Annotated in this window: 28 protein-coding genes and 1 pseudogene; 6 read left to right on the top strand and 23 right to left on the bottom strand. The window is 34.6% G+C overall.

Annotated elements, in window-relative coordinates; all coding sequences use genetic code 11:
* Nucleotides 1-8: 8 nt before the first annotated feature.
* The 5 genes from MKY70_RS10030 to MKY70_RS10010 form a co-directional block, all read right to left on the bottom strand.
* Nucleotides 9-950 carry a ring-cleaving dioxygenase gene (locus MKY70_RS10030; protein WP_341024098.1) on the bottom strand — a complete coding sequence of 314 codons (942 nt, stop codon included), beginning with the start codon at nt 948-950 and terminating at the stop codon, nt 9-11.
* A 52-nt stretch (nt 951-1002) separates the two neighbouring features.
* Nucleotides 1003-1446, bottom strand: coding sequence for a MarR family winged helix-turn-helix transcriptional regulator (locus tag MKY70_RS10025; protein WP_002012331.1), 444 nt, complete (start codon nt 1444-1446; stop codon nt 1003-1005).
* A gap of 101 nt (nt 1447-1547) precedes the next feature.
* Complete coding sequence (locus MKY70_RS10020; RefSeq protein WP_258397503.1) at nt 1548-1871, bottom strand: carboxymuconolactone decarboxylase family protein; 324 nt, start codon at nt 1869-1871, stop codon at nt 1548-1550.
* Entirely contained in the window at nt 1868-2278 is a 411-nt protein-coding gene (locus tag MKY70_RS10015) for a tautomerase family protein (protein WP_060752044.1), read from the bottom strand. Before MKY70_RS10015 ends, MKY70_RS10020 begins: the two co-directional genes overlap by 4 nt.
* 24 nt (nt 2279-2302) lie before the next feature.
* The gene (locus MKY70_RS10010) at nt 2303-2860 is read right to left on the bottom strand and encodes a DUF4865 family protein (RefSeq protein ID WP_215576987.1); all 558 of its coding nucleotides are present in this window, start codon (nt 2858-2860) and stop codon (nt 2303-2305) included.
* A 120-nt stretch (nt 2861-2980) separates the two neighbouring features.
* On the opposite strand from MKY70_RS10010, the gene MKY70_RS10005 reads away from it, so the two are divergent.
* A complete protein-coding gene (locus MKY70_RS10005) occupies nt 2981-3769 on the top strand; it encodes a LysR family transcriptional regulator (RefSeq protein WP_215576986.1) in 789 nt (262 codons plus the stop codon).
* Nucleotides 3770-3933: 164 nt separating this feature from the next.
* On the opposite strand, the gene MKY70_RS10000 is transcribed toward MKY70_RS10005, so the two are convergent.
* The 8 genes from MKY70_RS10000 to MKY70_RS09965 all read right to left on the bottom strand — a co-directional run bounded on the left by MKY70_RS10000 (nt 3934) and on the right by MKY70_RS09965 (nt 12883).
* Nucleotides 3934-4887: a branched-chain amino acid ABC transporter permease gene (locus MKY70_RS10000; RefSeq protein ID WP_044444555.1), complete on the bottom strand. Its 954-nt coding sequence runs from the start codon at nt 4885-4887 to the stop codon at nt 3934-3936.
* 49 nt (nt 4888-4936) lie between these two features.
* Nucleotides 4937-5797 (bottom strand): branched-chain amino acid ABC transporter permease, encoded by an 861-nt coding sequence (locus tag MKY70_RS09995; protein ID WP_341024094.1) that lies wholly within the window; start codon nt 5795-5797, stop codon nt 4937-4939.
* A gap of 22 nt (nt 5798-5819) precedes the next feature.
* Nucleotides 5820-6524 carry a branched-chain amino acid ABC transporter ATP-binding protein gene (locus tag MKY70_RS09990; protein WP_044444542.1) on the bottom strand — a complete coding sequence of 235 codons (705 nt, stop codon included), beginning with the start codon at nt 6522-6524 and terminating at the stop codon, nt 5820-5822.
* Nucleotides 6502-7275 (bottom strand): ABC transporter ATP-binding protein, encoded by a 774-nt coding sequence (locus MKY70_RS09985; RefSeq protein WP_341024091.1) that lies wholly within the window; start codon nt 7273-7275, stop codon nt 6502-6504. Before MKY70_RS09985 ends, MKY70_RS09990 begins: the two co-directional genes overlap by 23 nt.
* Nucleotides 7276-7365: 90 nt before the next feature.
* Nucleotides 7366-8583: a substrate-binding domain-containing protein gene (locus MKY70_RS09980; protein WP_341024089.1), complete on the bottom strand. Its 1218-nt coding sequence runs from the start codon at nt 8581-8583 to the stop codon at nt 7366-7368.
* A gap of 298 nt (nt 8584-8881) precedes the next feature.
* Complete coding sequence (locus MKY70_RS09975) at nt 8882-9799, bottom strand: CobW family GTP-binding protein (RefSeq protein WP_341024087.1); 918 nt, start codon at nt 9797-9799, stop codon at nt 8882-8884.
* 246 nt (nt 9800-10045) lie between these two features.
* A complete protein-coding gene (locus MKY70_RS09970) occupies nt 10046-11125 on the bottom strand; it encodes a transposase (RefSeq protein WP_341024084.1) in 1080 nt (359 codons plus the stop codon).
* 321 nt (nt 11126-11446) lie between these two features.
* A complete protein-coding gene (locus tag MKY70_RS09965; protein ID WP_088032549.1) occupies nt 11447-12883 on the bottom strand; it encodes a flavin monoamine oxidase family protein in 1437 nt (478 codons plus the stop codon).
* A gap of 200 nt (nt 12884-13083) precedes the next feature.
* Here MKY70_RS09965 and MKY70_RS09960 point away from each other — a divergent pair, with 200 nt between their 5' ends.
* Both MKY70_RS09960 and MKY70_RS09955 read left to right on the top strand, forming a co-directional pair.
* Complete coding sequence (locus tag MKY70_RS09960; protein WP_341024081.1) at nt 13084-14028, top strand: L-lactate dehydrogenase; 945 nt, start codon at nt 13084-13086, stop codon at nt 14026-14028.
* A gap of 112 nt (nt 14029-14140) precedes the next feature.
* Complete coding sequence (locus MKY70_RS09955; RefSeq protein WP_002086206.1) at nt 14141-14425, top strand: YesK family protein; 285 nt, start codon at nt 14141-14143, stop codon at nt 14423-14425.
* Between the two features lie 46 nt (nt 14426-14471).
* On the opposite strand, the gene MKY70_RS09950 is transcribed toward MKY70_RS09955, so the two are convergent.
* The 3 genes from MKY70_RS09950 to MKY70_RS09940 all read right to left on the bottom strand — a co-directional run bounded on the left by MKY70_RS09950 (nt 14472) and on the right by MKY70_RS09940 (nt 17503).
* Nucleotides 14472-15491: an AI-2E family transporter gene (locus tag MKY70_RS09950; RefSeq protein ID WP_088032547.1), complete on the bottom strand. Its 1020-nt coding sequence runs from the start codon at nt 15489-15491 to the stop codon at nt 14472-14474.
* A 159-nt stretch (nt 15492-15650) separates the two neighbouring features.
* Nucleotides 15651-17261 carry an amidase family protein gene (locus MKY70_RS09945; RefSeq protein ID WP_088032544.1) on the bottom strand — a complete coding sequence of 537 codons (1611 nt, stop codon included), beginning with the start codon at nt 17259-17261 and terminating at the stop codon, nt 15651-15653.
* Nucleotides 17262-17368: 107 nt separating this feature from the next.
* Nucleotides 17369-17503: a hypothetical protein gene (locus MKY70_RS09940; protein WP_002012306.1), complete on the bottom strand. Its 135-nt coding sequence runs from the start codon at nt 17501-17503 to the stop codon at nt 17369-17371.
* 190 nt (nt 17504-17693) lie between these two features.
* Here MKY70_RS09940 and MKY70_RS09935 point away from each other — a divergent pair, with 190 nt between their 5' ends.
* A complete protein-coding gene (locus MKY70_RS09935) occupies nt 17694-18113 on the top strand; it encodes a GNAT family N-acetyltransferase (RefSeq protein WP_088032542.1) in 420 nt (139 codons plus the stop codon).
* Nucleotides 18114-18277: 164 nt separating this feature from the next.
* Here the strand turns inward: MKY70_RS09935 and MKY70_RS09930 are convergent, their stop codons facing one another.
* The 4 genes from MKY70_RS09930 to MKY70_RS09915 form a co-directional block, all read right to left on the bottom strand.
* The gene (locus MKY70_RS09930; protein ID WP_002135720.1) at nt 18278-18880 is read right to left on the bottom strand and encodes a nitroreductase family protein; all 603 of its coding nucleotides are present in this window, start codon (nt 18878-18880) and stop codon (nt 18278-18280) included.
* Nucleotides 18881-18953: 73 nt separating this feature from the next.
* Complete coding sequence (locus tag MKY70_RS09925; protein ID WP_088032540.1) at nt 18954-19604, bottom strand: DsbA family oxidoreductase; 651 nt, start codon at nt 19602-19604, stop codon at nt 18954-18956.
* 103 nt (nt 19605-19707) lie between these two features.
* Nucleotides 19708-20139, bottom strand: a complete 432-nt coding sequence (locus MKY70_RS09920) for an Rrf2 family transcriptional regulator (protein WP_002064865.1) — start codon at nt 20137-20139, stop codon at nt 19708-19710.
* A gap of 119 nt (nt 20140-20258) precedes the next feature.
* Nucleotides 20259-21128, bottom strand: a complete 870-nt coding sequence (locus MKY70_RS09915) for a LysR family transcriptional regulator (RefSeq protein WP_002012297.1) — start codon at nt 21126-21128, stop codon at nt 20259-20261.
* Between the two features lie 97 nt (nt 21129-21225).
* Between MKY70_RS09915 and MKY70_RS09910 the strand changes: the two genes are divergently transcribed.
* Entirely contained in the window at nt 21226-22131 is a 906-nt protein-coding gene (locus MKY70_RS09910) for a DMT family transporter (RefSeq protein WP_002086216.1), read from the top strand.
* A gap of 185 nt (nt 22132-22316) precedes the next feature.
* Nucleotides 22317-23093 (top strand): alpha/beta fold hydrolase, encoded by a 777-nt coding sequence (locus MKY70_RS09905; RefSeq protein ID WP_088032538.1) that lies wholly within the window; start codon nt 22317-22319, stop codon nt 23091-23093.
* A gap of 118 nt (nt 23094-23211) precedes the next feature.
* On the opposite strand, the gene MKY70_RS09900 is transcribed toward MKY70_RS09905, so the two are convergent.
* The 3 genes and pseudogenes from MKY70_RS09900 to MKY70_RS30815 all read right to left on the bottom strand — a co-directional run.
* Nucleotides 23212-23832, bottom strand: coding sequence for a YcnI family copper-binding membrane protein (locus tag MKY70_RS09900; RefSeq protein WP_088032536.1), 621 nt, complete (start codon nt 23830-23832; stop codon nt 23212-23214).
* A gap of 35 nt (nt 23833-23867) precedes the next feature.
* The gene (locus MKY70_RS09895; protein ID WP_088032534.1) at nt 23868-25517 is read right to left on the bottom strand and encodes a copper resistance CopC/CopD family protein; all 1650 of its coding nucleotides are present in this window, start codon (nt 25515-25517) and stop codon (nt 23868-23870) included.
* Nucleotides 25518-25822: 305 nt separating this feature from the next.
* Nucleotides 25823-26063: pseudogene (locus MKY70_RS30815) on the bottom strand (glyoxalase); the annotation flags it as partial.
* Nucleotides 26064-26182: the final 119 nt, after the last annotated feature.

Raw genomic sequence — 26182 nt, 5'->3', positions numbered from 1 at the left:
TCTCCCTTTTAATAAAGCGGTATTAATTTCTCTTCAATCTCTTTTCTTCTCTCTTCTAAAAATGGTGGTAAATCCAGCTCTTTTCCTAATTCTTCAACTGTTGAATCTACTGTAAATCCTGGGCCATCCGTCGCAATCTCAAATAAAATGCCATTTGACTCACGGAAATATAAACTTTTAAAATAAAAGCGATCGATAATCCCTGTTGATTGGAACCCTTTATCTTTCACCGCTTCATTCCAATAACTCAGCTCTTCATCATTTTTCACACGAATAGCTAAATGATGAATACTTCCTTTTCCTGGTCTTTCACTCTCTCCATCTTGCTGTTTCACCAAAATTTCTCCAAAAGATTGACCATCAATAGATTGATAAATCCCCTCATCGTCTGAACAAGATACTTCTTTATAACTAAACAAACCTGTTAATGTTTTTGATAATTTATTTAAACTGCGCACTGTCATTTCAACTGTTCCCATGCCTAAAATACGATGATTCTGCTCTACAGAAGATTCATCCCATGCAGTCCAATATTCAGGCACCTCTTCATCTTTATTATTTAACAGCACTAACCGTAGACCATCTGGATCTTCAAGGTGCAGTGCGTCTCTTCCGGCGTAAGTTGTAATTTCCCCATGCGCCACCTGGAGTGACTCAAAACGTCTCTTCCAAAATGTAAGACTTTCTATTGAAGGTACGAGCAAGCCTATTTGTGTTATTGCATTTGTACCACGGATTGTTCTACCTACATTCGGCATTTCAAAAAATGATAATTCAGTTCCGGCACTCCCTGTTAAATCACCATAAAACAAATGATACATAAATGGATTATCTTGATTGACTGTCTTTTTCACCCGGCGTAATCCTAAAACATCTCGATAAAAATTATTATTCGTTTTCGCATTTTTAGTCACCATAGAAATGTGGTGATGTCCTGGAATTGTATACATAAAACTTCCTCCTCTTTATCACTTGATTAGTCAATTGATTAAGTAAAAAAAATTACTCATTCGGTAATTCTTTTTTTTCACTATGCTTATGAACTTTTGACATCAACTCGTATAGTATTTTCTGCTCTTCTTCATTTAATACATCATCAAAAAATGATGATTGAAATGCAAGTTGCTCTGGCAATGCTCTTTCTAAAGCCGCTTCCCCTTGCTCTGTAAGACTAATTGTTTTCGTTTTCCAATCTTGTTTTCGTATAATATATCCTTCTTTTTCAAGACGTGTTAACATTCGAGAAATACCGCCTTGTGTAACGGTAACCTTTTCTGCTAACTCCATTTGTGTTAATGGCTGATAAGTCCGTATTTGCAAAAGCACATCAAATTGGGCTGTTGTTAAATCAAAACGTTTTAAAAACTCATTTGACATTTGATTACTTTGGTTCGTAAATCGTATTAAACGTAGCCATATTAACGATCCTATCGTATTTTCACGCATGTTTCATCACTTCCTAGCGTTGATCTTACTATCACTTTACCACTCAAGTGATAGTAATGCAAGTAGAAATATGTTAAAAATACCTCCCAAAATCATTATTCTTAACTTTCCATTTCATTCATTGCTATATTTAAAGCTGCCACAGCTTTTGGCCAACCAACGTAAAAAGCCATATGTGTTATTAATGCAACTAATTCATTCTCCATTATCCCATTTTGTTTAGCTAGCTTCAGATGAAATGGTAATTGTTCTGTATTACCAAGACTGACTAGTGCCGACAATGTACATAAGCTTCTTTCTCTTAATGTTAAAGCGGCATCCCGCCACACTTCCTCAAATAATATCTCTTCACTATAATGAGAAAATACAGGTGCTACTTCTCTCATTTTCTTTGGAATATAGAATTCAATTGGTTCATTCATCATTTTGCTCCCTTCATTTTTACCAATTGTGCCATCCCTTGACCAAATGACCAGTTTTCAGCAGCTATCTCATGTAATGTAATAAAAATGTCAGTAACTTTCACATTAGAACATGCTGAAATTTCAAAGGATATAGATTGATACAAACCTTTTTTCTGTTGCACTGTTCTTCCAGGTCCACATGTAATAGAAACATGAATCATATTCTCAGTTCTCATTTCTCCTCTTTCCAACAAATAATATGGATTATACAAAAATTGATTTCGTTGATAAGGTATAAATATTTGAAAATAATCATTTTCAGGGATGTTAAAATGTTCAATTAATGAAAGATGGATACATTCACCTATCTTTTTCAACTCTTCTTTATTTAATATATCTTCATGATAATAAACGTTCACAAAAGGCATACATTTTCATTCCTTTTTCTTAATTTAGCATTCAACAACATATCCTCGTGAAATATGTAAAATCTCATAAATAGTAACATCGTCCATTACATCTATTTCAGGCTTTTCCTTATAAAAACTGAATTGACTATATCCCCACTTATCCGGATTATAAACTATTACATTTCCTAAACATTTTTCTATGTTTTGCACATTTTTATTTAATTGCGTCCCAATCAGCGATTTACTTTGAGAAATACTCCCTGCATATTCAACAGCATATCTACTTTTTCTAAAATCATTACTTAAATTAACAACTAATGGAACACCTATATTTATTTGTTGCCACCCAAACGATTGCAAAATATTATCGTAATACCCTTCAAAGATAAATTTATTCATCCCTTCATGACCATTCCAAATATATAAAGGTGCATAACAATTATGGAAATCCCCATCCTTACCTGCCTCAGCAATTAAATAAGCCTTAAAATTTAACCCTTGAAAACCATCCGTTTTATAACCATTCTTTTTCACCCTTGCTCTAATAGTCCCCATATCATAATCTTTTGGCAAAATGACCTTATATTGCATACCAATCATGTTCATCACTCCCTTTCGATCTTATATACATAATGATAAACCGTCGATCGGCTGACGTAAAATAGGTATAAATTATGTTTGATATCATTTATAATGATACCGTATAAGGGGCTGAAATGAATGGAAATAAATGATCTTATCATATTTAAAACTGTAGCTAACGAAGGTTCTATTAGTAAAGCTGCTAAAGAGCTAGGCTATGTACAACCAAATGTAACTGAGCGAATCAAAAAATTAGAACAAGAATTAGAAACACCTTTACTACATAGAGATAACAAAGGTGTTTCCCTGTTACCTTCTGGTGACATTTTATTAGACTACACGAATAAAATATTAGCTCTTTTAGAAGAAGCGAAAGATGAAATTAAAACAAGTGCGTCTTCTTATGTAATAGCGACGTCACAATCTATTTTGACTAATTATTTAAGTATGCGTATTAAAGAAAATTTCAGGAATTATCAAATATATATAGAAAGTAGTAGCCATTTACAAAAACTACTACAGCAACAAAAAGTTGATATGGTCATAGCTTATGAGGATTATCCCGATGCAGCGTTTAAAAAAGTATTCACCACTTCAATTTCTGTAGGCTTATTAAAAGCGAAAAAACAGTGTAACATTGACTTTTCAAAAGAACTTTTCTTTGTTAGTAACGATAAAAAGTGCCCTTTTAGAAATATGACAATACAATTTCTAAAAGAAAACAATCTATCTCAGCATCAACTTCAACAGTTAGATTCTTATTCGCTTATTGAAGAGTTTATTGTTGAGGGAAATGGGATAGCTTTTTTACCGATTAGAAATGATAAATTAGTTCCAGTTGAAAATGTCGCGGTTGAAAAACTACCCATTAACTTCTTTACAACTCGAGACTTAGATAAAGTGATTCCAGGTGAACTATTTAATTAATAAAGAGGCTACACTTGTCTTATTTTACGGGTAAATAGATATCCCTTTTCGAATCGCTAATATAACTTCATATACTATCGTACGGCTTAATAAAATAAAAAGGGATGTTACCTAGTTAATATGTTTAACTACTAGGACATCCCTTTTTATCTTGAAGACTTATTTTACACGTTCTGTTCCACCCCTGTACTCTTCTCCTTCTTACTTCTTTTAAAATCCTTCAACTTCTTAACCGTTCCAACTAATCCTTTTGGAAAAACTAATAACACTATAATGTATAATAAACCTAGAATAATCGTCCATCTTTCAAAAATCGGATATTCTGTGGCTAGTTCTGATAAATAATATTTTAGTGATTCAATAATACCGGCTCCCGCGATTGCTCCAATTAACGTTCCAACGCCACCAATCATTGTCATCAATAATGCATTTAATGTCATTTCAATTGAAAATACAGTTGTATTAACAAAGCGTAAAGTGATAACAAATAAACCACCGCTAATCGTAGCAACTACCCCCGCAACAATACTAGCAATAATTTTATAATGAAGAACTTTATATCCAAGTGCTTCAACGCGTTGTTCATTTTGTGAAATGGCCTTTAATACTTTTCCAATTGAAGACTTTGTGAAAAGACGTAACAAGATGAAAATGACGATTAGACATATAAATGTTATATAATAAAATGTAAAACGATCACGGAATATATCTGGTACACGAAATGTAAATCCATCTCCTCCATGAGTCAGTGAACGCCATTTTTCAGCAAGTACAAAAAACAGCTGGGAAATAGCGAGCGTTAACATTGCATAAAAATGACTTTTCAAACGTAATGAAAGCATACCAATTATATAACTAACGATGGCTGATACAATAATTGCGGCTGCTATTCCTATAAAAAAGTTCATTATAGACACCCCTTGCCGATCAAATAAGAGTGCCACACCATACGCCCCTATTCCAAAGAACATACAATGACCGAATGAAACAATACCCGTATATCCAAGGAGAACATCAAAACTCATAGCGAAAATAGCAAAGATGAAGATTTGAGTGAACAAAATTAACAAGCTCCGTGAATCATTTACGAATGGAAATACACTTAAACAAATGAGCATAAAAACTCCGAAGTATACTTTAATTCGACCCGATATGCTGTTCACCATGTCACCCCTTTTCACCAACAAGTCCCGTTGGCTTCACTATTAAGAAAAATAGTAACATTAACATATTAATTGCAAGTGATAGATCTGGTATAAAATAAGCTGTAAAAGCACCGGCTAATCCGACGATTAAAGAAGCGAGCGCTGAACCTTGTACGCTACCTAATCCTCCAATGATAACTACTATAAAGGCTAAAATTGCATACTGCATACCCATCTCAGCGAAAATAACTCCTGAATATGGTGCTAGTAGAAAACCACCTAACGCCGCCATCCCTGCTCCTAATAAAAAAACAAACGAGAATATCGCTTTTACGTTAATTCCGAGAGCTTGAACCATCTCTTTATCCATTACACCAGCGCGAATCATAAGTCCTATCGTTGTTTTTTTCAGCAGCAATAGTAAAGCGATGTAAATTAGTATCCCAACTAAAATAACGAATAGGCGATATTTTATTAAGATAACTCCTCCAAATGTAAAACTGCCTTGAAGCCATAACGGTAATTTTGCAGCGATTGGATTAGGACCCCAAAATATTTTGATGCACTCGCTAAGAACGAGCATTCCTCCGAGTGTAACGAGAAGCTGCCGAACATGGTTTCCATACACTGGTCTAATAAGAAATCTTTCTAAAATGAAACCAAGAAACATACCCATAGCGACTGCGCCAATTAGCGCTAATAAATAACTATCTGTCATATTAAATAACCAAACGCCTGTAAATGCTCCCCATGCAAATAAACCGCCATGCGCAAAATTTAGCACGCTCATTAAACCGAAAATAAGTGATAGACCAGACGCTAATAAAAAAATAAGCATCCCTGTCGAAACGCCGTTTACAAATAAGTTAATTAGCACATCCACGTTCTATCCCCCCGTATCAATGTTAAGAAATACCTAAATATTTATGACATGTTTCCTTATCCTCTCGCAGTTCCTCCATGAAACCGTTATGCACAATGCGCCCATTATCCATAATGTAAAAATAATCACCGATTTGACTAGCCATCATAAAATTTTGTTCAACAAGTAAAACAGTCGTTTTTTCCTTCATTTTCAAAATAGCTACCATTAATTTTTCTATCATAATTGGAGACAGCCCTTTACTCGGCTCATCAATAAGCAATAGTCCATCACTATTAATAAATGCTCTTGAAATAGCCAACATCTGCTTTTGTCCCCCGCTTAAGAGCCCACTTTTCTTATTCCAAAACTGCTTTAAATCGGGAAATAGTTCGAGCATCCAATCTATTTTCTCTTCAGATTCTTCCCCATTTTTTCCCCTAGCAAGTGAGAATGTCTCTTCTACTGTTAAATCATGAAAAATACCTTGATTTTCTGGTACATAACCTATACCTTTTCTTGAAATTAAATGTGTAGATAACCCATTTACTTTTGTGTTATCATAATAAACTTCTCCATTTGCTATCCGGTGAAACCCCATAACCGAGCGTAATGTTGTTGTTTTTCCAGCTCCATTTCTTCCAAACAATACTGTAATCGTTCCCTTCTCAACCGAAAGGGACACCCCTTGTAAAATATGAAACTGATCTAAATACGTCTCTATATTATTCACTTGTAGTAGTGCCACTATATAATCCCCCTAAATAAGCACTTTGTACTCGCTCGTCTTTCATCATTTCTTCCGGCAATCCTTCAGCCAATAACTCCCCATGAAATAAAACGATAAGATGATCTGATAAATCTAGCACCATATCCATTTTGTGTTCGATAAGTACGATTGTGCTCTCTGGATTCTTTTTAATATTTTCGATTACTTGTAATATAGCCGGAACTTCCTCAACAGAAATACCTGCTGTCGGCTCATCTAGTAGTAATACATCCGTTTTTAATGCTAATAACATAGCAAGCTCTAACTTTCTTTTTTCTCCGTGAGCTAAATCCTTAGCTAATACGTCCCCTTTCTCGTGAAGGAGTACTGTCTTCAAAAGACGTCTCGCTTCTCCAGTTTGCTGCTTTAACTTGGCTGCATTCGGAAAGAAACTGTAATAATCCTGAACAAACGATTGAACACTTAGACTCACATTTTCAAGTACTGTTAGCTCTGGAAAAATATTTGTCAGCTGAAAAGAACGACCAATCCCCAAGCGCGTTCGATCTGAAATTGATAATTTTGTAATATCCTGTCCTTTAAAATAAACTTCACCTTTCGTCGGAGAAATTTGCCCACTTAATAAATTGAATAGTGTTGTCTTTCCAGCACCATTCGGTCCAATTATTGAAATGAGCTTTCCTTTTTGCACCGTTAAATTAACATCCTTAATAACATGATGATCCCCAAAAGATACACAAAGATTTTTCGTCTCTAACAAATGTGTCATAAAATCCCTCCCACTGAAAGCCATGTTTATGAAAGAAACAAGTATAAAGAGGGTATTCCCTCTTTATACAAAAACAATAGAAAATTCAGTCTATTTATTCTGAATTGATGGTTCTGTCTCTTTCATCGTTAATTCTCTCTCTAACACTGGTACTGGATAATCAACACCATCTTGCTTTTTCAGCGTTATAGAATATAGAGTTTGTAATGCTTGATGATCCTTCTCTCTAAATTTCATCTTTCCTTTCGGTGTCTCAAATTCCATCCCTTCCATTTTCTTAATAAGTGTATCTACATCTGTATCGCCCTTCATTTTCTTTAAAGATTCGACGATAGAAATTGCCGCTGACATTCCTCCTGCTGTAAACAGATCTGGAACAGCACCATTAAAACGTTTTTTATGTTCTTCTACTAGCCAATCGTTCACCTTATTCTTTGGAAGTGAGTGATAATAAACAGAAAACCCTTGCATCCCTATTAGCGCATCCATCGTTTTTAATGCTGGTATATCAGGTGCACCAGTAGAAATTTTAATACCCTGCGCTTCCACATTCATATCTTTCAACTGTTTCCATGGTGAATTCGCACCTGCCCAAACGATAAATAAATAATCTGGTTTTGAGCTAATAATATTTTGAATATTTGCAGTGAAATCAGTTGAATTCGTATCCGCGTATTGCTCGTTTACAATATTCGCACCTAATTTCTTTGCTCCCGCTTTAAATGCTGCAATTCCTTCACGACCGAAAGCATTATCTGGAGCAAACGTCGCAATCTTTACATCTTTTTTAGCAATTGAGGCAGCCCCAGCAATCGCATCTTGCGAAGAGTTTCTACCTGTTCTAAAAATATATTTATTCCAGTTCTTCCCGGTAATACTATCAGCAACTGCTGGTTCTACAACCATAATCTTTTTATACTCTTCAGCTAGTGGTAAAACTGCTAATGTATCACTTGAACTAGATGATCCGACTAAAAAATCAACTTTCTCTTCTTCTAATAATTTCGTAGCTTTCTTAACCGCTACATCGGCTTTCGTTTCCGTATCTTCTACAACAAACTTAATCTTCTTCCCTTCCACTTTCCCAGTTCCACCAGTTGCATAATCTAACCCTAATTCAAACCCGTTCACTGTTTGTTTTCCATACGATTCTAATGGACCTGTTAACGAAGCAAGAACCCCTACCTTAATCGTTTTTTCATCTTCTGTACTTGTCTTCTTTCCCGAACAAGCTACTGTTACTAATAATGACCCTAAAACACAACCAGTAACCACCGTTCTTAGCCATTTACGTTTTTTCATCGACATTGTGATCCTCCCCATACTTTACTTTCTGATAGAATCAAACACGCCAAATTCCCCTGTCCGTAATCATGACTTTAAAATTGGTAATGGAAAACTCTTGTAGTAACCTCTACATTCGGCACAAATCTATAATCACCTTCCTATTAAATGGAAACGGACATACAATCAATATATATTCCGTTGTTCAAATGAAATTACTGTTTCATTACAGTAATCATCACGCAAAAAGCTGCAAATAATTAACTTAATTCATTAAGTCAATTATTTGCAGCTTACCTAAAAAAATGATTAGAAAAACCGATTAATTATTTTCGACTTTCTCTAACCCCTCAACCAATTGCTTCTTATCTAATCCTTCCCCTATTACTACCAAGTTTGTCGGGAAACCGAAGTCTTGTTCCAGTAAAGTCGGTACCCCGAACGAATATTGGAATAGATGCGGGTATTTATCTCCATGGAATTTCACAAATCCTTTTACGCGATAAATACTATCTGGTAAATTCGAAAGCCATTCGTATAATTTATCTTGATCAATCCATTTCGTAAATTGATACGTCATCGTTTGTATATGTAAATGCTGTTTGACATGTAGTGTCTCATGTTCTCCATCTCTCACAAATTCAGCTTCTTCTATATCTTTTAAAGATATATTACAATACTTTGTTTCAAACAATTTCGCATGATTATTTATTGCTTTTACGTCTTCAAGTACTTTGTTCTTATCTGAATCTGTTAATAAATCTGATTTATTAATAAGAATATGACTTCCATATTTCATTTGCTCATGTAATAGCTGTTGTACATTTGCACTTAATATACTTCGGTTTAACCATCTTACTGCATCTAATACGACTACTATAGATTTCACTTCAAGGAAAGGAGCTAAAATTGGTGATACACATGCATCTAACACTTCAATTGGATGTGCGACACCTGTTGTTTCTATATAAATTACATCTGGTCTTTCTTGTTGATATAAAGAATGTAATTGAATTTCAAGCTCTTCTTTTAACGTACAACAAATACATCCTTTCAGAAGTTCCCTTAACACATTCTCTTTTCCAATAATATCTGTATCTACCGAGTATTCACCGATTTCATTCATCAAAACTGCAACTTTTCGATTTTTCTTCTTTTCTGCTAATAATAAATTTTGCAGCAATGTTGATTTTCCGCTACCTAAAAAACCACCTAATATATGAATTTCTACTTTACTCATTCGACCGACCATCCATTTCTCTACTTCAAATTTCTTCAAAGCGTAATTATTACGATTTATATTTATCATTTTATTAAAAGAATACCTATTTTTGAGACTCCCACGACTAAAGTCGCAAGCCCGAATCCTTACGGATTAACGGGCGGGATTCTTGAATGACTAAGCGTTCGCAAGCCATTTCTGTTTTGAACAGCCTTCAAGATAAGGGCATCTCATTGCCCCTCCTAAACCAGACCATATAGGTGCTTAGGCTGATTGACTGTTACCATCAATCACAGTTGCGTAGCGAATATTCATCGCTCCAACGATATCACGATGTGTCTTAAACCCACATGGACACTTGTATTTTCTATCTCGAGCTTTATTCTTTTCAGCACATTTCGGACAACTTTGACTTGTATAAGCTGGATTCACATATTCAATCTGAATACCAGCTATCGTTGCTTTATAAGCAATAAATTGTGCCAAACGATAGAATGACCAAGTGTGTAGGTTCTTTTCGTTTTTACGGCTTGTTCTTGCCGTCTGTCTTATATTCGTTAGTTGTTCTAATCGAATGACAGAAATCTGATTAGCAATCGCAAAACCAATGATTTCACGACTTGTTTTGTGATCTTTTTCTTGCATCCATCTTTGTTCTTTATCATCAAATCGCCGAATGGCATTCACTTTTTTGTCTTTTCCTAACTTCTTACGAACACTCCGAAACTTACGCTTCCTATATTTATTTTGCCTACCATTCCCAAAGAAACGAACCTTGTCATCATCTGTGATTGCTACTGCAGGGACCTTGAGACCTAGGTCTATCCCTAAAACTTTCATTCCTGCTTTTTCATTTGTAGGAAGTGTGACAGATATTTGGGCCATCCACTTATTCGATTTCTTTGTGATACGAAGTGTACCTAACTTATGTTTTAACAAATCCAAATTGTGATTTTTTTTATCGATTAATAAAGCACGGACCTTTAAACGAGTGGACTTTCCCTTTACCTTAAACGGGATTGAAATATGAGTGGATTCAAATGAATAATTTTGATTGTTCCATACACAAACAGGTTTCTTTAGAATCGGAATGATTTTATAATTACTTTTCTTTACTTTTGTAGCAAACATACTTTTCGCATCTTTAATCGCTTGATTCTTCACTGCACTTGGGATATTTGCTTCAATATCTTTTGTGCTTTTTTTCGTACTTTTCTTTGCTTCCACCATTTCCGATACAAGTGTATTTATAACTTTGATATATTCTTGACTGCTTTGTTCCAAGAAACGGATTTGTTCTTTTGTTGGAATCAATTTCACTTTCACTGTTAGGGTCTGTGACATACGTTTCATCCCCTTGTTTTTTGATTTTCAACATATTTTCATTTGCTACATTTTTAGCTGTAGAAACAAAATAAGAACGTGTCCATAAACTTTGCAACGTTCTTCTATAATCATTTACCATAGTTACAATGTATCATTTATTTTCGAAAAATCACAACAAAAAGCCCCAATGAAACTACCTATACTTTGTATACTTAAAGTACCACGAACCTTACGATTTTTAGTGGTACTCCGTATCCAACCTCACTTTCATCACATGCCTAAAGGCGATGGGCTTTCTCGTTCGGAAAGGGCTGTAAACAAAACTACTAGATTATCGTTTCATTTTCCATTCACTTCATGAGCAACTCTAATTCCAGACTCGATTGCCCCTTGCATCCATCCATGTGTTAATGTCGTATGTTCTCCTGCAAAGTGCACTCTACCCGCTGGCGGCGTAATATATGGAAACAATTCAAGCTCTTGCCCTGGTTCAAAAGCTGTAAATGCTCCGCAAGAATACGGATTTTGACTCCAGCTAAAAGATTCTCCCGCAACATACTCACTATAAACCACATTTCCATATATTTGCGCTAAATTTTTCAACGCATAACGAATACGTTCTCTATTCGAGAGACTATCCCACGTTAACGCCTCATCTGCCCACGTATAACTCACTAAAACGATAGCCGCCCCTGGTGTATGAATGCCGTAGCTCGGATAATATGTAAAGCGGATAGGTAAATCTGTAATTGACTTACCACCATATTGTCCTGCTCTTTCCCAAAATCTACTTTTAAACTCTATCGCAATTTTAGTTGAAGCAATATAATTTAATTCACGAATTGCCCGCCTTTTATAATAAGAGAATAAATGATATGGCTGAACTTCTACAAATCGCAAAGCTGAAAATGGAATTGTGACAATAGCGATGTCACCAGTTACTATAAATGAATTTAACGTTTGTTCATGTGTTACTTGCATCATTACTTTATTATCTTCCTGTATAATTTTTTCTACTTTATACGGCATAAAAATATTATCCTTTAGCTCTGGTAAAAATGAATTTGGTAATTTATCCATTCCGCCCGTTATCTCATAATATTTCGTCGTTGAAGTGAAAAAGATCATTTCGCGTAATACTTCAATTAAAGACATTCCCATGTATGCTTCCATATCAAGAAGTACTCCGATCATATCTATTGCCCCATCTGAATAATACTCGGTTAAAAATGAACCGAGCGAATATGTTTTATACTTTTTTTCAACAATAATCCAGTTTTTATCCGGATCTTTCTTAATATAATTAAGTATCGGTTCCAATACCTCTAACATTAACCCTTCTGCTGTTTTCCCTCTTTCTTTATCTAAAACTGGATATCCAAGTACACTTGGATCCTTTTCAAACACATCCAATCTCGTTCTTTTGTTATTCGTATAAATTATATCTGAAGAAGTTTTATTAATAAAAAGGTTTAACGGTAGTTTAAATTTATGAATGTAGGCTAAAGTTAAATCATGAGTATCCGGAATACGCATAGGGCCTGCGTTAAAATATAACCCTGCGCTAAATGGTTCACGAATCGTATACACCCTGCCACCTATTCTGTTATTCGCTTCTATAATCGTTACCTCGTGTCCAGCCTCTTTTAATAAAGATGCTGCAACTAATCCAGACATCCCTGCACCGGCAATTGTAATCCGTTTGGGGTTATTTGTTTTGGCAAGCCCTTCATGAATAATTTTAAGCATTTCTTCCATCGATAATGGATTCCCCATGCCAATTCCCCTTTTATGAAGGATTTTACTGAATTATATTCGTTTAACAGGATTCCTATGTTTCATTCAAGTAATTGAGCGGATACATTTTCAATTACTTGAATATATTTTATAAAATGTAATAAAATAGATATGAAACTATAGAAGTAAGACGTATTATCTTACATAATAAAATTAATGAAATTGCGAGGAATTTTGAAATGAAAAAAGGTATTAACCGTGTTGTATTAGTAGGAACAGGAGCAGTTGGGTGTAGTTATGCTTACTGCATGATTAACCAAGCTGTAGCTGAAGAATTTGTTTTAGTTGATGTAAATGAAGCAAAAGCTGAAGGAGAAGCAATGGACTTAAGCCATGCCGTTCCTTTCGCACCAGCTCCAACAAAAGTTTGGAAAGGTAGTTATGAAGATTGTAAAGACGCAGATCTTGTTGTAATTACAGCTGGATTGCCACAAAAGCCAGGTGAAACACGTTTAGATTTAGTTGAGAAAAACGCTAAAATTTTCAAGAAAATTGTTCGTAGCATTATGGATAGCGGCTTTGACGGTATCTTCTTAATCGCAACAAACCCTGTAGATATTTTAACTTACGTAACTTGGAAAGAATCTGGATTACCGAAAGAACGCGTAATCGGTTCTGGTACAACTCTTGATTCTGCTCGTTTCCGCTATATGTTAGGTGAGTACTTCGATATTGGACCTCATAATATTCACGCTTATATTATCGGAGAGCATGGTGATACAGAACTTCCGGTGTGGAGTCACGTATCAATTGGTATTCAAAAACTACAAACGCTTCTTGAAAAAGACAACACATATAACCAAAAAGATTTAGATGATATTTTCGTAAACGTTCGTGATGCAGCTTATCACATTATTGAACGAAAAGGTGCTACATACTACGGCATCGGCATGTCACTTTTACGTGTTACGAAAGCAATCTTAAGCAATGAAAACAGCGTATTAACTGTATCAGCATATCTTGAAGGTCAATACGGCCAACAAGATGTTTATATCGGCGTACCTGCTGTTTTAAACCGCGGCGGTGTTCGTGAAATTTTAGAAGTTGAACTAAGTGAAGAGGAAGAATTAAAATTCGATCACTCTGTTCAAGTGTTGAAAGAAACAATGGCTCCTGTTCTTTAATCATATTTTTCAATCAAAAAAGCAATCCGATTTATATTGGATTGCTTTTTTATATTTTTATAGTTCCCCCTCAATTTAAACGGTAATATTATCTATAAAAAGGGGTGATTTCATGAATGATTCTTTGACGATTGCAATCCTCTTACTAGCTGTAGCATCCTTAATACTTTTCCTCTTCTTAATCATCAGAACGCTATTTCCAACTAAAAAATATGATAAGAATCTCGGATTGATTCTAATTATTTTAAGCTTGTTAGCAATACCGATAAGTATCTTCCTTGTAGGAGGATGGGCAGGTATGGGAGTTAGTGTAATCGCAGTCTTTATTTTTGCTGCTGTTATTATAGCTTTAATTGCAAATACCTTCATTAAACTACCTCCTCCAAAGAAAAAATAATAAATGACCGATGTTTTCATCAAGAGAAAACATCGGTCATTTTCTATCACTTATTATCTTTAATCGGTTCATCATTATTTACATCAAGTACATCTAATAAAAAGATAAAGATTGGAATCCCAATAATAAGCCCCCATATTCCGAGGAAATGCTCTGAAAAGATAAGAATCATAAATGTATAAAAAACAGGTAAATTCGTTTTTGCAGACATAAATTTTGGATTTAATAAATAACTTTCAAGAGCGTGGATTACTGTAATGAACACTAGTATGTAAACAACATACACAACCCCGCCGACGTTATAGGCAATGATACAAAGTGGAAACAAGGAAATAATAACACCAGCAACCGGAATCAAACCGAGTAGAAAGACCATGACAGCCAATACAAGAAGCTGTGGAAATCCTAAAATGACAAGTGCAATTACAGTGAGTACACAATTTACAACCGCAATTAAAAACTGTGCTTCAATCACTTTTCCGAACGATCTTGCAAACCTTTCACCGAAATATGCAATCTCCTCATAAAAAATTTTCAGCTTACTATCTTTAAATTTCGAAGTAAATGCTATAATGCGTTCTTTTTCTAATAGGAAAAATAAGCTTAAAATAAGAGAAAGTAGTATTTGTAAACTGACTTTTCCTATGTTTGCTATCGATTGATAAATGACATCTACACCTTGTTCGATATATTTCGATACTTCCATTCCATTAATTGTCGAAAGTGCATATTTAATTATCTCGTTATCAGGTGGGTTTTGAAAAAACAATTTAAATTGATAAATTAATTGTGAAATTTGTATCGTTAGTACAGGCAAATATTTATATAGTGTAGTTACAATAAACGTCACTAACACAATATATAAACCAGCAATAACCACTTTCCTATTTACTTTCAATTTTTTTGAAATAAACTTTTGAAATCGATCCATCAAAAACGTGAGAATAAACGTAATTAATATTAAATTAATCATACTTTTTAATCCATACAATACAAGCGCTAATATTATTAAAACGAGAAACCGTTGAAACCCTCTGCCTCGAAAGAAATTTTTCACTTCATTCATTAAGAATTAACCTCTCCCTTCAATGGATGGAAATCGGATATATTACATTTTATGAACTTCTATAGACAATCTTTCTTACTAATTGGAAAGAATCCTTTTTTTCTTTTTTATTGCCGGATTTTTTTATCTAATACTTTTCTAAAAACTACTTTATCAACTCTATATTTTAGGAGATCTTCTATTTTTAGATTGCTGTTCATACGCATATCCAATATTAAAAAGTTCTTTTTCACCAAACTGTTTCCCAACAAACACTACGCCTACCGGCTGACCATCAGAATCATACCCTGCCGGCACTGCTAATTCTGGATAACCAGCCACAGCTGATAGAAGAACTTCATCGTTATTAATCATCACAAGAGCATCCAAACCTTTTTCTACTAAATACCTATCTAGCTCTTTTCTTGCATTTTCTTGACTCGTTTGAACTACTTTTTCAAACTCACCTTTCGTTATAGCAGATTTTTCAGAGCCCTCAATTAATGTTTGTCCATATTTCATTCGTCTTTTACTATCTTTTTTATTAAACGCTGTAATCTCTTCTAACGATTTTACAGGCACATTTTTTTGCTTCGAAAGATAGTCGTTAACATTATGCTTGAACTCATATTCTAATGTTTGCAGATTATCTACACCCTCGCTGTTTAACTGAATATCATCAGTCAATATCGCACCTGCATCTTGAATGTCTTTTCTAATCTTTTCTGCTACTGCTTTTCTATTTTCATCTTGTTGATCTACAGAAAAAAGAATCCCTATCTTTTTCCCTTTTAATCCATCTATCGATAAATCATTCGTATAATTTATTCTATCTCTATCTTTCATTTTTTCTGTCATAGCATCTTTTTCATCATAACTTACCATTGTATTAAATAACGTTGCCGCGTCTTTTACCGTTCTTGCCATAGGCCCTGCAGTATCAAGCGTTTCAGCTAACGGAATAATTCCAGTTCTACTAATCATACCTAAAGATGGACGTAATCCAACTACTGATTGCTGGGATGCTGGTGCTACAATTGATCCAGTCGTTTCTGTGCCAATCGCAAGCGGTGCAAAATCTGCTGCAACTACTGTAGCAGATCCAGAACTTGATCCCGATGTATCAAACGTAATCGGACCGTATGGATTTAAATTTTGTCCTTTCTTCCCACTATATCCACTTGGCATTGTAAAAGATAAATAATTTGCCCATTCAGACATATTCGCTTTTCCTAAAACAAAAGCACCTTCTTCTTTCAACTTCTTCACGATCGTCGCATCTTCATCTGCAATCCAATCTTTTAATACATAAGTTCCTGCGCTTGTCGGCATCACTTTTTCCGTTTGTATATTATCTTTTACAATGACAGGAATGCCATATAAGTTCGATTTCTTATTTAACGCTCTCTCTTTATCTAACTTTCGTGCTGCTTCCATCGCATTAGGATTAATCTCTGTAACAGCATTTAATGATATTCCACTTTGGTCGTGTTCTTGTATTCTAAAAAGATAAATACTCGTTAATTCTTCATATGATAATTTCCCATCATCAACCATTTTTTGAAGCTCATCCACAGTCGCATTTACAACTTCTTTTTCTTTTATCTTTATATTATCTATGTCGATCCCCTTAAGCTGATTATGTATCGGTTTTAACACTCTGTCTTTATCATATACAATACGCTCAGGTTCCTTTGGAAAATAATTTTTATACACGTAATATCCTCCGGCACACGCCAATAGAACAATACCTCCGGAGATAGACAACGTTATCTTTACCCATTTTTTCATGTTGCTTCCTCCACTCTAAAAGTTGCTCATTTATATAAAAAAGAGAGTTACCTTTTACTTAACTCTCTCCAATCAAAATGCTAAATGAAAAAATGAAAGATTTCAATCTAATTACTTTTTTTTTGCATTTGCTTTGCTAACAATTCCTTCACCTGATTATATGTTAATCCTGAATTTTTATTTAAACGTTTCACTTCATCAACATCAGTACCTACCACTGTATATTTTTTCTCATCATTCATTTTTCTACTTCCTTTCTCACCGGATTATTTCTTATATTTCTTCCCTAAACTCTTATAAATTAACACAAATACAAATAAGGAAACTACACTAAATTCAATAACTAAAATGAGTTCTGTTGCGTAAGAGGAATAGATAGAAAAATGTCGAATTTATTATACTTGTTGAATTTGAGGACTTGGAGGATACATTTTGAAAAAATATGAGTTTAAAAATAACATTCCAACATTGGAAGAGTACAAATATTTGTGCGAGTCTGTGGGATGGACTAATTATATGAATTTTGAAGTGGTGGATACTTCACTGAAGCATTCTATTCACTGCATCACGGTCAAAGATAATGAAAAAATTGTGGGCATGGGGAGAATTGTTGGTGATGGATCTATCTATTTCTATATTCAAGATATAGTGGTTCATCCGGATTATCAGAAACATGGTATTGGGAAAGAAATAATGCATCTTTTGGTTGCATACTTAAATGAGAATGCCCCTGATAAGGCGTTTGTCGGTTTATTTGCATCACAAGGTAAAGAATCGTTCTATGAAAAATTTGATTTTAAAAATTACTCACCAAACATGACGGGGATGTTTACTGTCATTTCAAAAACATGATAGATTTTTAATTGTAGGGAAAACTTCGATTCATATGAAAGAAATTATTCTTGCAGTAACCTTTTCCACAATCGCATTTAAACATTACATACGAAAGGAGAGTACATATATAGCTATATATGTACTCTCCTTTCATTTATTTAACTCTGTATATATTAAATTTCTTAATAAAATTTCACTACATCTTCAGTAGGTAAGAATGTTCTTTCCCCTGGTTGTTCATTTGGCTCACCAAATGGCATTTGTCCTACTAAGCTCCACTCTGCTGGAATGTTCCAAGTTGCTTTCACTTCAGCATCTACGATTGGATTGTAATGTTGTAATGACGCTCCAATTCCTTCAGCCGATAATAGCATCCATACAGTATGTTGTAGCATTGCATTTCCTTGATGAGACCAGAATGGGAACTGATCTTTATACAATGGTGCATTTTCTTGCATTTTTTCTACTGTTGCTTGATCTTCAAAGAATAGAACTGTTCCTACACCTGCATGGAAGCCTTTTAGTCTTTCTACTGTTGCTTCAAAATTTTCTGCTGGCACGCGTGATCTAAGCGTTTCTTTTACGATATCCCAAAACTTTTCATGCTCTCCATCCATTAATACGACCATACGGCCACTTTGCATATTGAAAGAAGTTGGTGCATGTAAAGCTGTTTTTAATACTTCTTCAATTCTTTCCTTTGTAATTGTAGCGTTTTTTGTTACTTTACGAATTGAACGACGGTTCACGATTGCTTCTTTTAAGTTTGTTGTAGTTGCTGACATTTTAATTCCTCCAAATATATGTTTTATTATTTTTATTTAAACAAATCAATTTGAGTCTTTCATGCAAGACGAATTAGCAATATCCATCCGCCTTACATTGCATACCTTCAAATGAATTTGTTTTATCCTTTTCGATTTCTTTATCAATTACTCTTTCTAGCGTTTCTTTACTAGCAAGTCCTTGAATGACTTCATCTCCAATCATTACAGTTGGTACAGCCATAATATTTGCTTCATCATATGCATGTTGAATTGCTTCTTGATGTTGTTCTTTATATTTACGAGTTACTAAAGCATCTTTAAATTCTGCTTCAGGAAGCCCTACTTCTACCGCTAATTTCGTTAATACATCAATATCTTCAATGTTTTGCTCTTCTTGGAAAAACGCAGTAAATACGCGGTGATGATACTCATTTCCAAGTCCACGCTCTTTCGCGAATTGGCACCCTTCAAAAGCTAAATGTGTATATGGATGCGGAGAAACGCGGGGCAGACGCATTTCAACCCCTAATTTTTTTGCAGTAGGAAGAATGAAAGAATCCCATGAACCTAACTTATCTGGCTCGTTCCAAGGATCTATTTTAGAATATGGACTTGGACGCAATTCAAATGGCATCCATTCGATTTCTACATCTTTCTCTTTCGCTACTTCATCTAATGGGCCTTTTGCTAAAAAGCAAAACGGGCATATAAAATCTGAGTATACTCTCATTTTTACAGTCATATCTTTTACACCTTACCTTCTTTTTATTTTCAGATGTAACCAAAACAGTTACAATTTTAAGAAAAAAATATGCATTCTCTTTTAGAGACTTGCAATTATCATATTATGCATTCATTTTTTGTTGTAAAGATTCAAATAACTGCCCCATCGTAATATTTCTCAACACTTCTTCCATCGCAGATTGCGCCTGAACTAAAATAACCTCTAAAACAGCTTGAATATTCGCCCCAATTGGACAGTCTGGATTCGGTTTTTCATGAATGTGAAATAGTTTGTCTTCTTCCACTACATTCACTGCATGATACACATCTAACAATGTGATTTCATGTAAATCCTTTAATAATCCCGCGCCACCTGGTCCGCGATTTACGTAAACAAATCCAGATTGTTTCAAGTAAGACATTATTTTACGAATGACTACCGGATTTGTATTTACACTCTCGGCCATATAGTCTGAAGTGCAAACTGAAGATGGATTGTTTTTCAAAATAGATAAAATATGAACAGCTATAGAAAAGCGGCTACTAATTTTCATCGTGATCACCACCTCGATGTAATCATTATAGTTACAACCGGAATATAAGTCAATCCTTTTTACAAATTTTTTAAAGCAAATAAAAAAGTGCCCCATTACAATATATGAGACACCTCTTCTTATTCTGCAAACAAGTCTTGAAATTCTTCAATAAATAGCTGCACAGCGATTGAAGAATCCTTTAATGAAGGAACAGCTAAAGCAATTTCTCTCCATACTTGTGGTTCCAATTCTCTCGTTTGTATATTCTTTGGTAAACTCGTTAAAGATAACTCAGCCAAAATTGCGATTCCTAATCCTTCTTGAATCATATTTAAAGCTGTTGTAACTGTGGAAATTATATATTCAGCCCGAAGTGGTACGTTCGCTTGTTTAAACATATCGATAATGGGTGGTTCGTACCCACCCTTACATAATATGATCGGTTCATTCTCTAAATCACCTATTGTAATAGAATCGTTCTTACAAAGAGGATGATCCTCTCTTAAGACAACAACCATTTTCCCCTTCGTTAAGGGCACGATCTCCATATCTTTATTAGGCAAAATAACAATTCCTATATCAACAACCCTCGATACTAACCAATCTTCAACTTCTTTAATCGTGCCTTCACAAAGAACGACTTCTAAGTTCGGATACTTCTCCTTAAAAAGATTTATCATTTTGGGTAAGAAATGTGCAGAAGCACTCGGAAAACTCCCAATTCGAATCGTCCCAACTTCGTGCCCTTTCTCCATCGCTACTTCTTGTTCAATCTTCTCAACGCCGTTTAAGATTTCTCTAATATGTACAAGAATTCTATTTCCAACATCCGTAACGATTAGCCCTTTTCGTTTATCGCGTATAAGAATGGTAACTCCTAACTCTGACTCAATGCTTGAAATCGCATGACTTACAGCTGGCTGTGTCATATTTAACATCCCGGCAGCCTTCGTAAAACTCCCTAATTCAACCGTTTTAATTAAAACTTGAAGTTGTGTAATGGTCATAACTAATCACTTATACTCCTTATAAAAAAGATTCATTTTATTTATCATAGTCGATATCATATCATAGTGAAATGGAATACAACAAGGAGGGATTACAGTGACACAGCTTTCTCGAACTAAGACGGCCATAATCCTTACATTTCTCGTTATTATGTGGGGAATTAATTGGCCGTTATCAAAATTCGCTCTGCATTACACACCACCCGTACTCTTTGCAGGGATTAGAACATTAATAGGAGGATTTATCTTACTTACTTTCGCATTACCGAAATACAAACAATTAAATTTAAAGGAAACTTGGCATTTATACTTTATTTCATCTTTACTCAATATTATTTTGTTTTACGGACTACAAACTGTCGGACTTCAGTATATGCCCGCCGGACTCTTCTCCGCAATCGTATTTCTCCAACCTGTCTTACTCGGCATTTTCTCATGGATTTGGCTTGAAGAATCTATGTACGGCTTGAAAATTTTCGGACTTATTCTTGGATTTATTGGTGTTGGGGTTATTAGCTCTAGTAGTTTAACTGGACATATTTCTATTATCGGTGTACTACTTGCTTTAGGGTGCGCTATCGGCTGGGCACTCGGCACAGTATTTATTAAGAAAACTGGACACCGCGTTAATGCCATTTGGATGGTAACACTTCAGCTTATTATTGGCGGACTTTGCTTAATCGGATTTGGTTCAGAATTTGAGAGCTGGTCTAACATCGCTTGGAGTATACCATTTGTAAGTGTACTACTATTCATCTCGTTCTTTGTTATTGCAATGGGCTGGCTCGCTTACTTTACACTTGTAGGAGCTGGTGAGGCAAGTAAAGTTGGGGCTTATACGTTCCTTATCCCACTGATCGCTATTATTGTAAGTTCAATTTTCTTACATGAGGCCATTACAATTAGCTTATTCATCGGACTTTTATTTATTATCGTAAGCATTTGTTTTGTAAATATAAAGCCGAAAGCACTTGCTGTAAGGCAGCAAGTTGAAGTGAAATAAATAGATATGAGAAAGAGTCTACCACTTGTAGGCTCTTTCTTTTTTACCATTTTATCAGTACAGTCACTTAACATCTTAGCAAAAGGAAAATTTTTCTTTTTTATTGTATGATGATAATTAAGTAGAAAATATTATCTCTAATACATATGTATGGACTAACAATTCTAATCATAAGGGGGAATTATATGGTTTTACAGTATAAAGAATTTGGAGATTCAAGCTCTCCACTTATGGTTTTTATTCATGGGGGCGGAGTCAGTGGATGGATGTGGGACAAACAAATTAAACATTTTACTAACTTTCACTGCCTTGTTCCTGATTTACCCGAGCAAGGGGAAAATAGTAGTAAGGATCATTTTTCAATACACTTTAGTGCTGAAAAAATCATTGAATTAGTTGAAGAAAAAGGACAAGGTAAAACTGTTATAGTAATCGGTTTTTCGTTAGGTGCTCAAGTATTAATTGCAATGCTCAGCATGAAACCAAACTTAATTCAATACGCTATGATAAATAGCGCATTAGTTAAACTAATTCCTTTCGCTAAAACATTAATAAGATCCCTTGGCTTAACCTATCCACTTATAAAGAGTAAGACGTTTTCCAAAATACAAGCAAAATCAATGTGCATAGATGAAACACAATTTGATAACTATTATCATGAAAGTTGTCAAATAAGTAAAAATACATTTGTGAGGATATTAGAAGAAAATATGTCGTTTACAATACCAAAAGGTTTCGAGAATGCTAGTAGCAATATATTAGTGACTGTTGGAGAAAACGAAAAAAGAATCATGAAAGACTCGATGACTACAATCCTTGAAAGCAATCCTAATTGCACAGGTATTATCATTCCTAAAATCGGTCATGGAATCCCTTTAGCAAATCCCAAACTATTTAATACTTTAATTGAAAACTGGCTTAAGCATGATAACCTACCAGAAGAAGTAATGACAGTCAATTGAGTTCCTTATCTTAATAAACCATGTTGTATTTGTAGCTCTAACCCCCCTCGAAGCTGCTTAATCTCAAAATTTTATTAACAAAGGTCTCATTACTTTCAATGAGACCTTTCAATGTTCCCTACTTTTTACGACGTACTACAAAAACACACGTACCTATGGAAGATACAATCGCTAAAACTGATAAGACAATTGCTATTGTTTGCATATTACTTGTACTTTCATTTTTTTCCACACTAGATACTTCACCATGTTCTCCTGTTAATGATGTACCTTTTGCAATCGTAGTAAGTGAGTGGGGCTTTTCAGCTTTCTCATCGCCTGTCCATTCAACAATTTCTCCATCTTTATATTGTTGATATGCATTCCAAGCTATTTGTTGCTCTTTATCTGGATTTTTAGCAACGAAAGTAAATCGTTGGAACTGACCAGGTAAAATCCCTTCTCCTGTTGCTTCCCATATTACAGTTTTAACTTTTCCAGCTGCATCTTTTTGTTCTTCCACTTTCCACCCTGGCACTGGCTCGTACTGTTGAAACTCGACTCCAGACGGTATTTTCAGTGTGACTTTTGTTGTTGCCATATTCTTTTCAACAGGTACCTTTATTGTATAAGTCTCCCAAGAGCTAACGTCAGAAGTTGCTGGTTTCACAGTTACGTGAGCACTAACAGGTAACGAAAAAATCCCCATTGCAATTATTGTTGCGATCATTGTTGTTCCTAATTTTTTTATACGTTTCATTTTCTATAAACTCCTTTTCATTTATAACGTCTTTTTTATCTGCCACCTACAATAAATTTATAATCCGTATCGAAACTATCAAGAGATTTTGTTAATCCGTGAACTTGTATATTCCAGTTTCCTGTCATGTTAATATACATACCTTCCGCTTCATATTCTCCCGGTGACACTGCCGAAACTTTAAATGAACCTTTGCCCATATTCATATCTAAAGATTGAGTCGTCAATACAATTTGTTCCATATCAGTAACAGGCTGTCCATTCTCATCCTTCAAAGTAATATGAAATGTATTCTGTCCTACCTTATTAGGACTTACATGTAAAGTAAGTTCATATCCATTATCTAATTGTTTACCCTCTGTAAAAGGTCCCGTAGGAGGCATCGGCGGCGTTTGTACATTTGTCATAAAAGCTACGATTACGAAAACGATAATTCCAATGATAAACTCTACTTTCACCGTAGCTCCTAACCTTTGCTGCGCTCGCATTCTCCCTTTCACATAATGAATAATTCCCAATATCCCCATACACACGAATAAAAGTATCTTTGCTAATAAGGCCAATCCATACTTCGTATCAAATAGGGAATGGATCGTGGGAATAAAAAATGTACTGTTAAAAAGACCCGTTAATAAAATCACTATGACAGTACCTGTTGCCCATGGTGAAAAACGCTTAATCGCATCCCAATACATAGTCCACTTGTCATCCTCTTTACGTAAAAGAAGAACAATCGATGATAGCCCCCCCATCCATAACGAAGCTGCGAATAAATGTAGAAAGTCCATAACGACAGCAATTTCTTTAAACTTTAATCCATATGCATGACTATTGAAGGCTTTCATAACAAGTAACCCAATAAATAATACAATTGGAATGCTCCATACTTTAAACGACGAAAGCCTCTCACTCTTCACTGCAAAATATGTAACAATCATAAGCGTACTAATAAGAGCCATTTGAGTGATCCATACATAACCAAAAACAGACAGCTGTAATGTTTCTTTTAATAATATAGGATCGAATGCTTCTAACCATGAAACATCAGCATTTATTTTCGCCTGCAATGGTAGATTGAATAGTAAACTAATAAATATCCCAAATAATGCTATCCATATTATTCTCTTACTCCTTGATTGAACTGGAGTTGCATTCCCTTTATACATAATAAGATTAAAGAATAGAACTCCTAAAAATAGTGAGAAACTTGTATATAGAACCCCACGTTCCATGATCATATCGATTTGCGGAACATAGCCCATCTCTTCTACTTTTATATCATCTGTTCCCGCTTCTGCTAATCCAATACGGAATGGAATAACTCCTTGAATCGGATGTCCATCAGCTGAAATAGCTTTCCACTGAATAGAGTAGAGACCATTTTTGAGATTCTCTTTTAACCCAGCCTCTAATATTTTTTTGTTTTTCTTATCAATATGTGCATCTTTTAAATCTACTCTTTTACCTGAGGTGTCTCTTACGAACAATGTATTAAAACTTGAAACTTGTATGTCCTCATCGAATTCAATTTTCACAACAGATGGTGCTTTCTTTAACGTTTCATTTTCAGCAGGATTTGATTTCACAACATACGCATGAGCAGATGCACTTTTTGGTATCAATATGATAAACACGCACGCTATTAATAGCCATGCCCCTAACCTTCGTATTACTTTCACAATCATTTCACTTCTTTCTTCTTTCTCACTACACTTTCATTACTTTATACTTCCTAGTTTGATTTCCTGACGAAATATTAACCTGATTAAGTATTTTTTTATACAACATGACGCTTTCTTTCTCCCCACCTTTAAACTTCTAATATAATAGCAGCTACTTTAATTAAAACAACTTACATTTTTAAAGTCGATTGTTATTATATCATAAAATATATTTATGTAAGTTTCCTAAGAAGAAAAGTTCTCGTGAATCATTTGTGAAGAAAATGTGAAATACATAAATAAAAAGGTGTTACGTTATTACGTAACACCTTTTTATTTATAAATCGTGCCATTGGAGAAGGTATAGTATTCGTTGGTGTAAGTAATTCAATTCTATCACCATCCACTTCAAGAATGGCTACTTCTCCTTCCACACCTAGCACCTCACTTACGTAACGCTCTATTACTGTTCCTTACCAAACCTTTTCGTAAAAACGTATAACTATCTAGATCATGAACTACGATACCGCTATCCCAAACAAAATGAAACACTTCTTTAAGTCTCTCCATGATAGAGAACTCCCTTTATATCGCCACTTCTATATCATCGTTTTAATTATAATTAAAAGCTAACCTTTTCTATACAATATATCCTTTTATTTTTTATAGATATTTAAAGAATGCATTTA

Origin of the sequence: Bacillus sp. FSL R9-9492, from assembly GCF_038007365.1 — a bacterium.
Lineage (GTDB): Bacteria > Bacillota > Bacilli > Bacillales > Bacillaceae_G > Bacillus_A > Bacillus_A mycoides.
The sequence above is the reverse complement of the archived record's forward strand: the minus strand, read 5'-3'. Positions and strand labels throughout refer to the sequence as shown.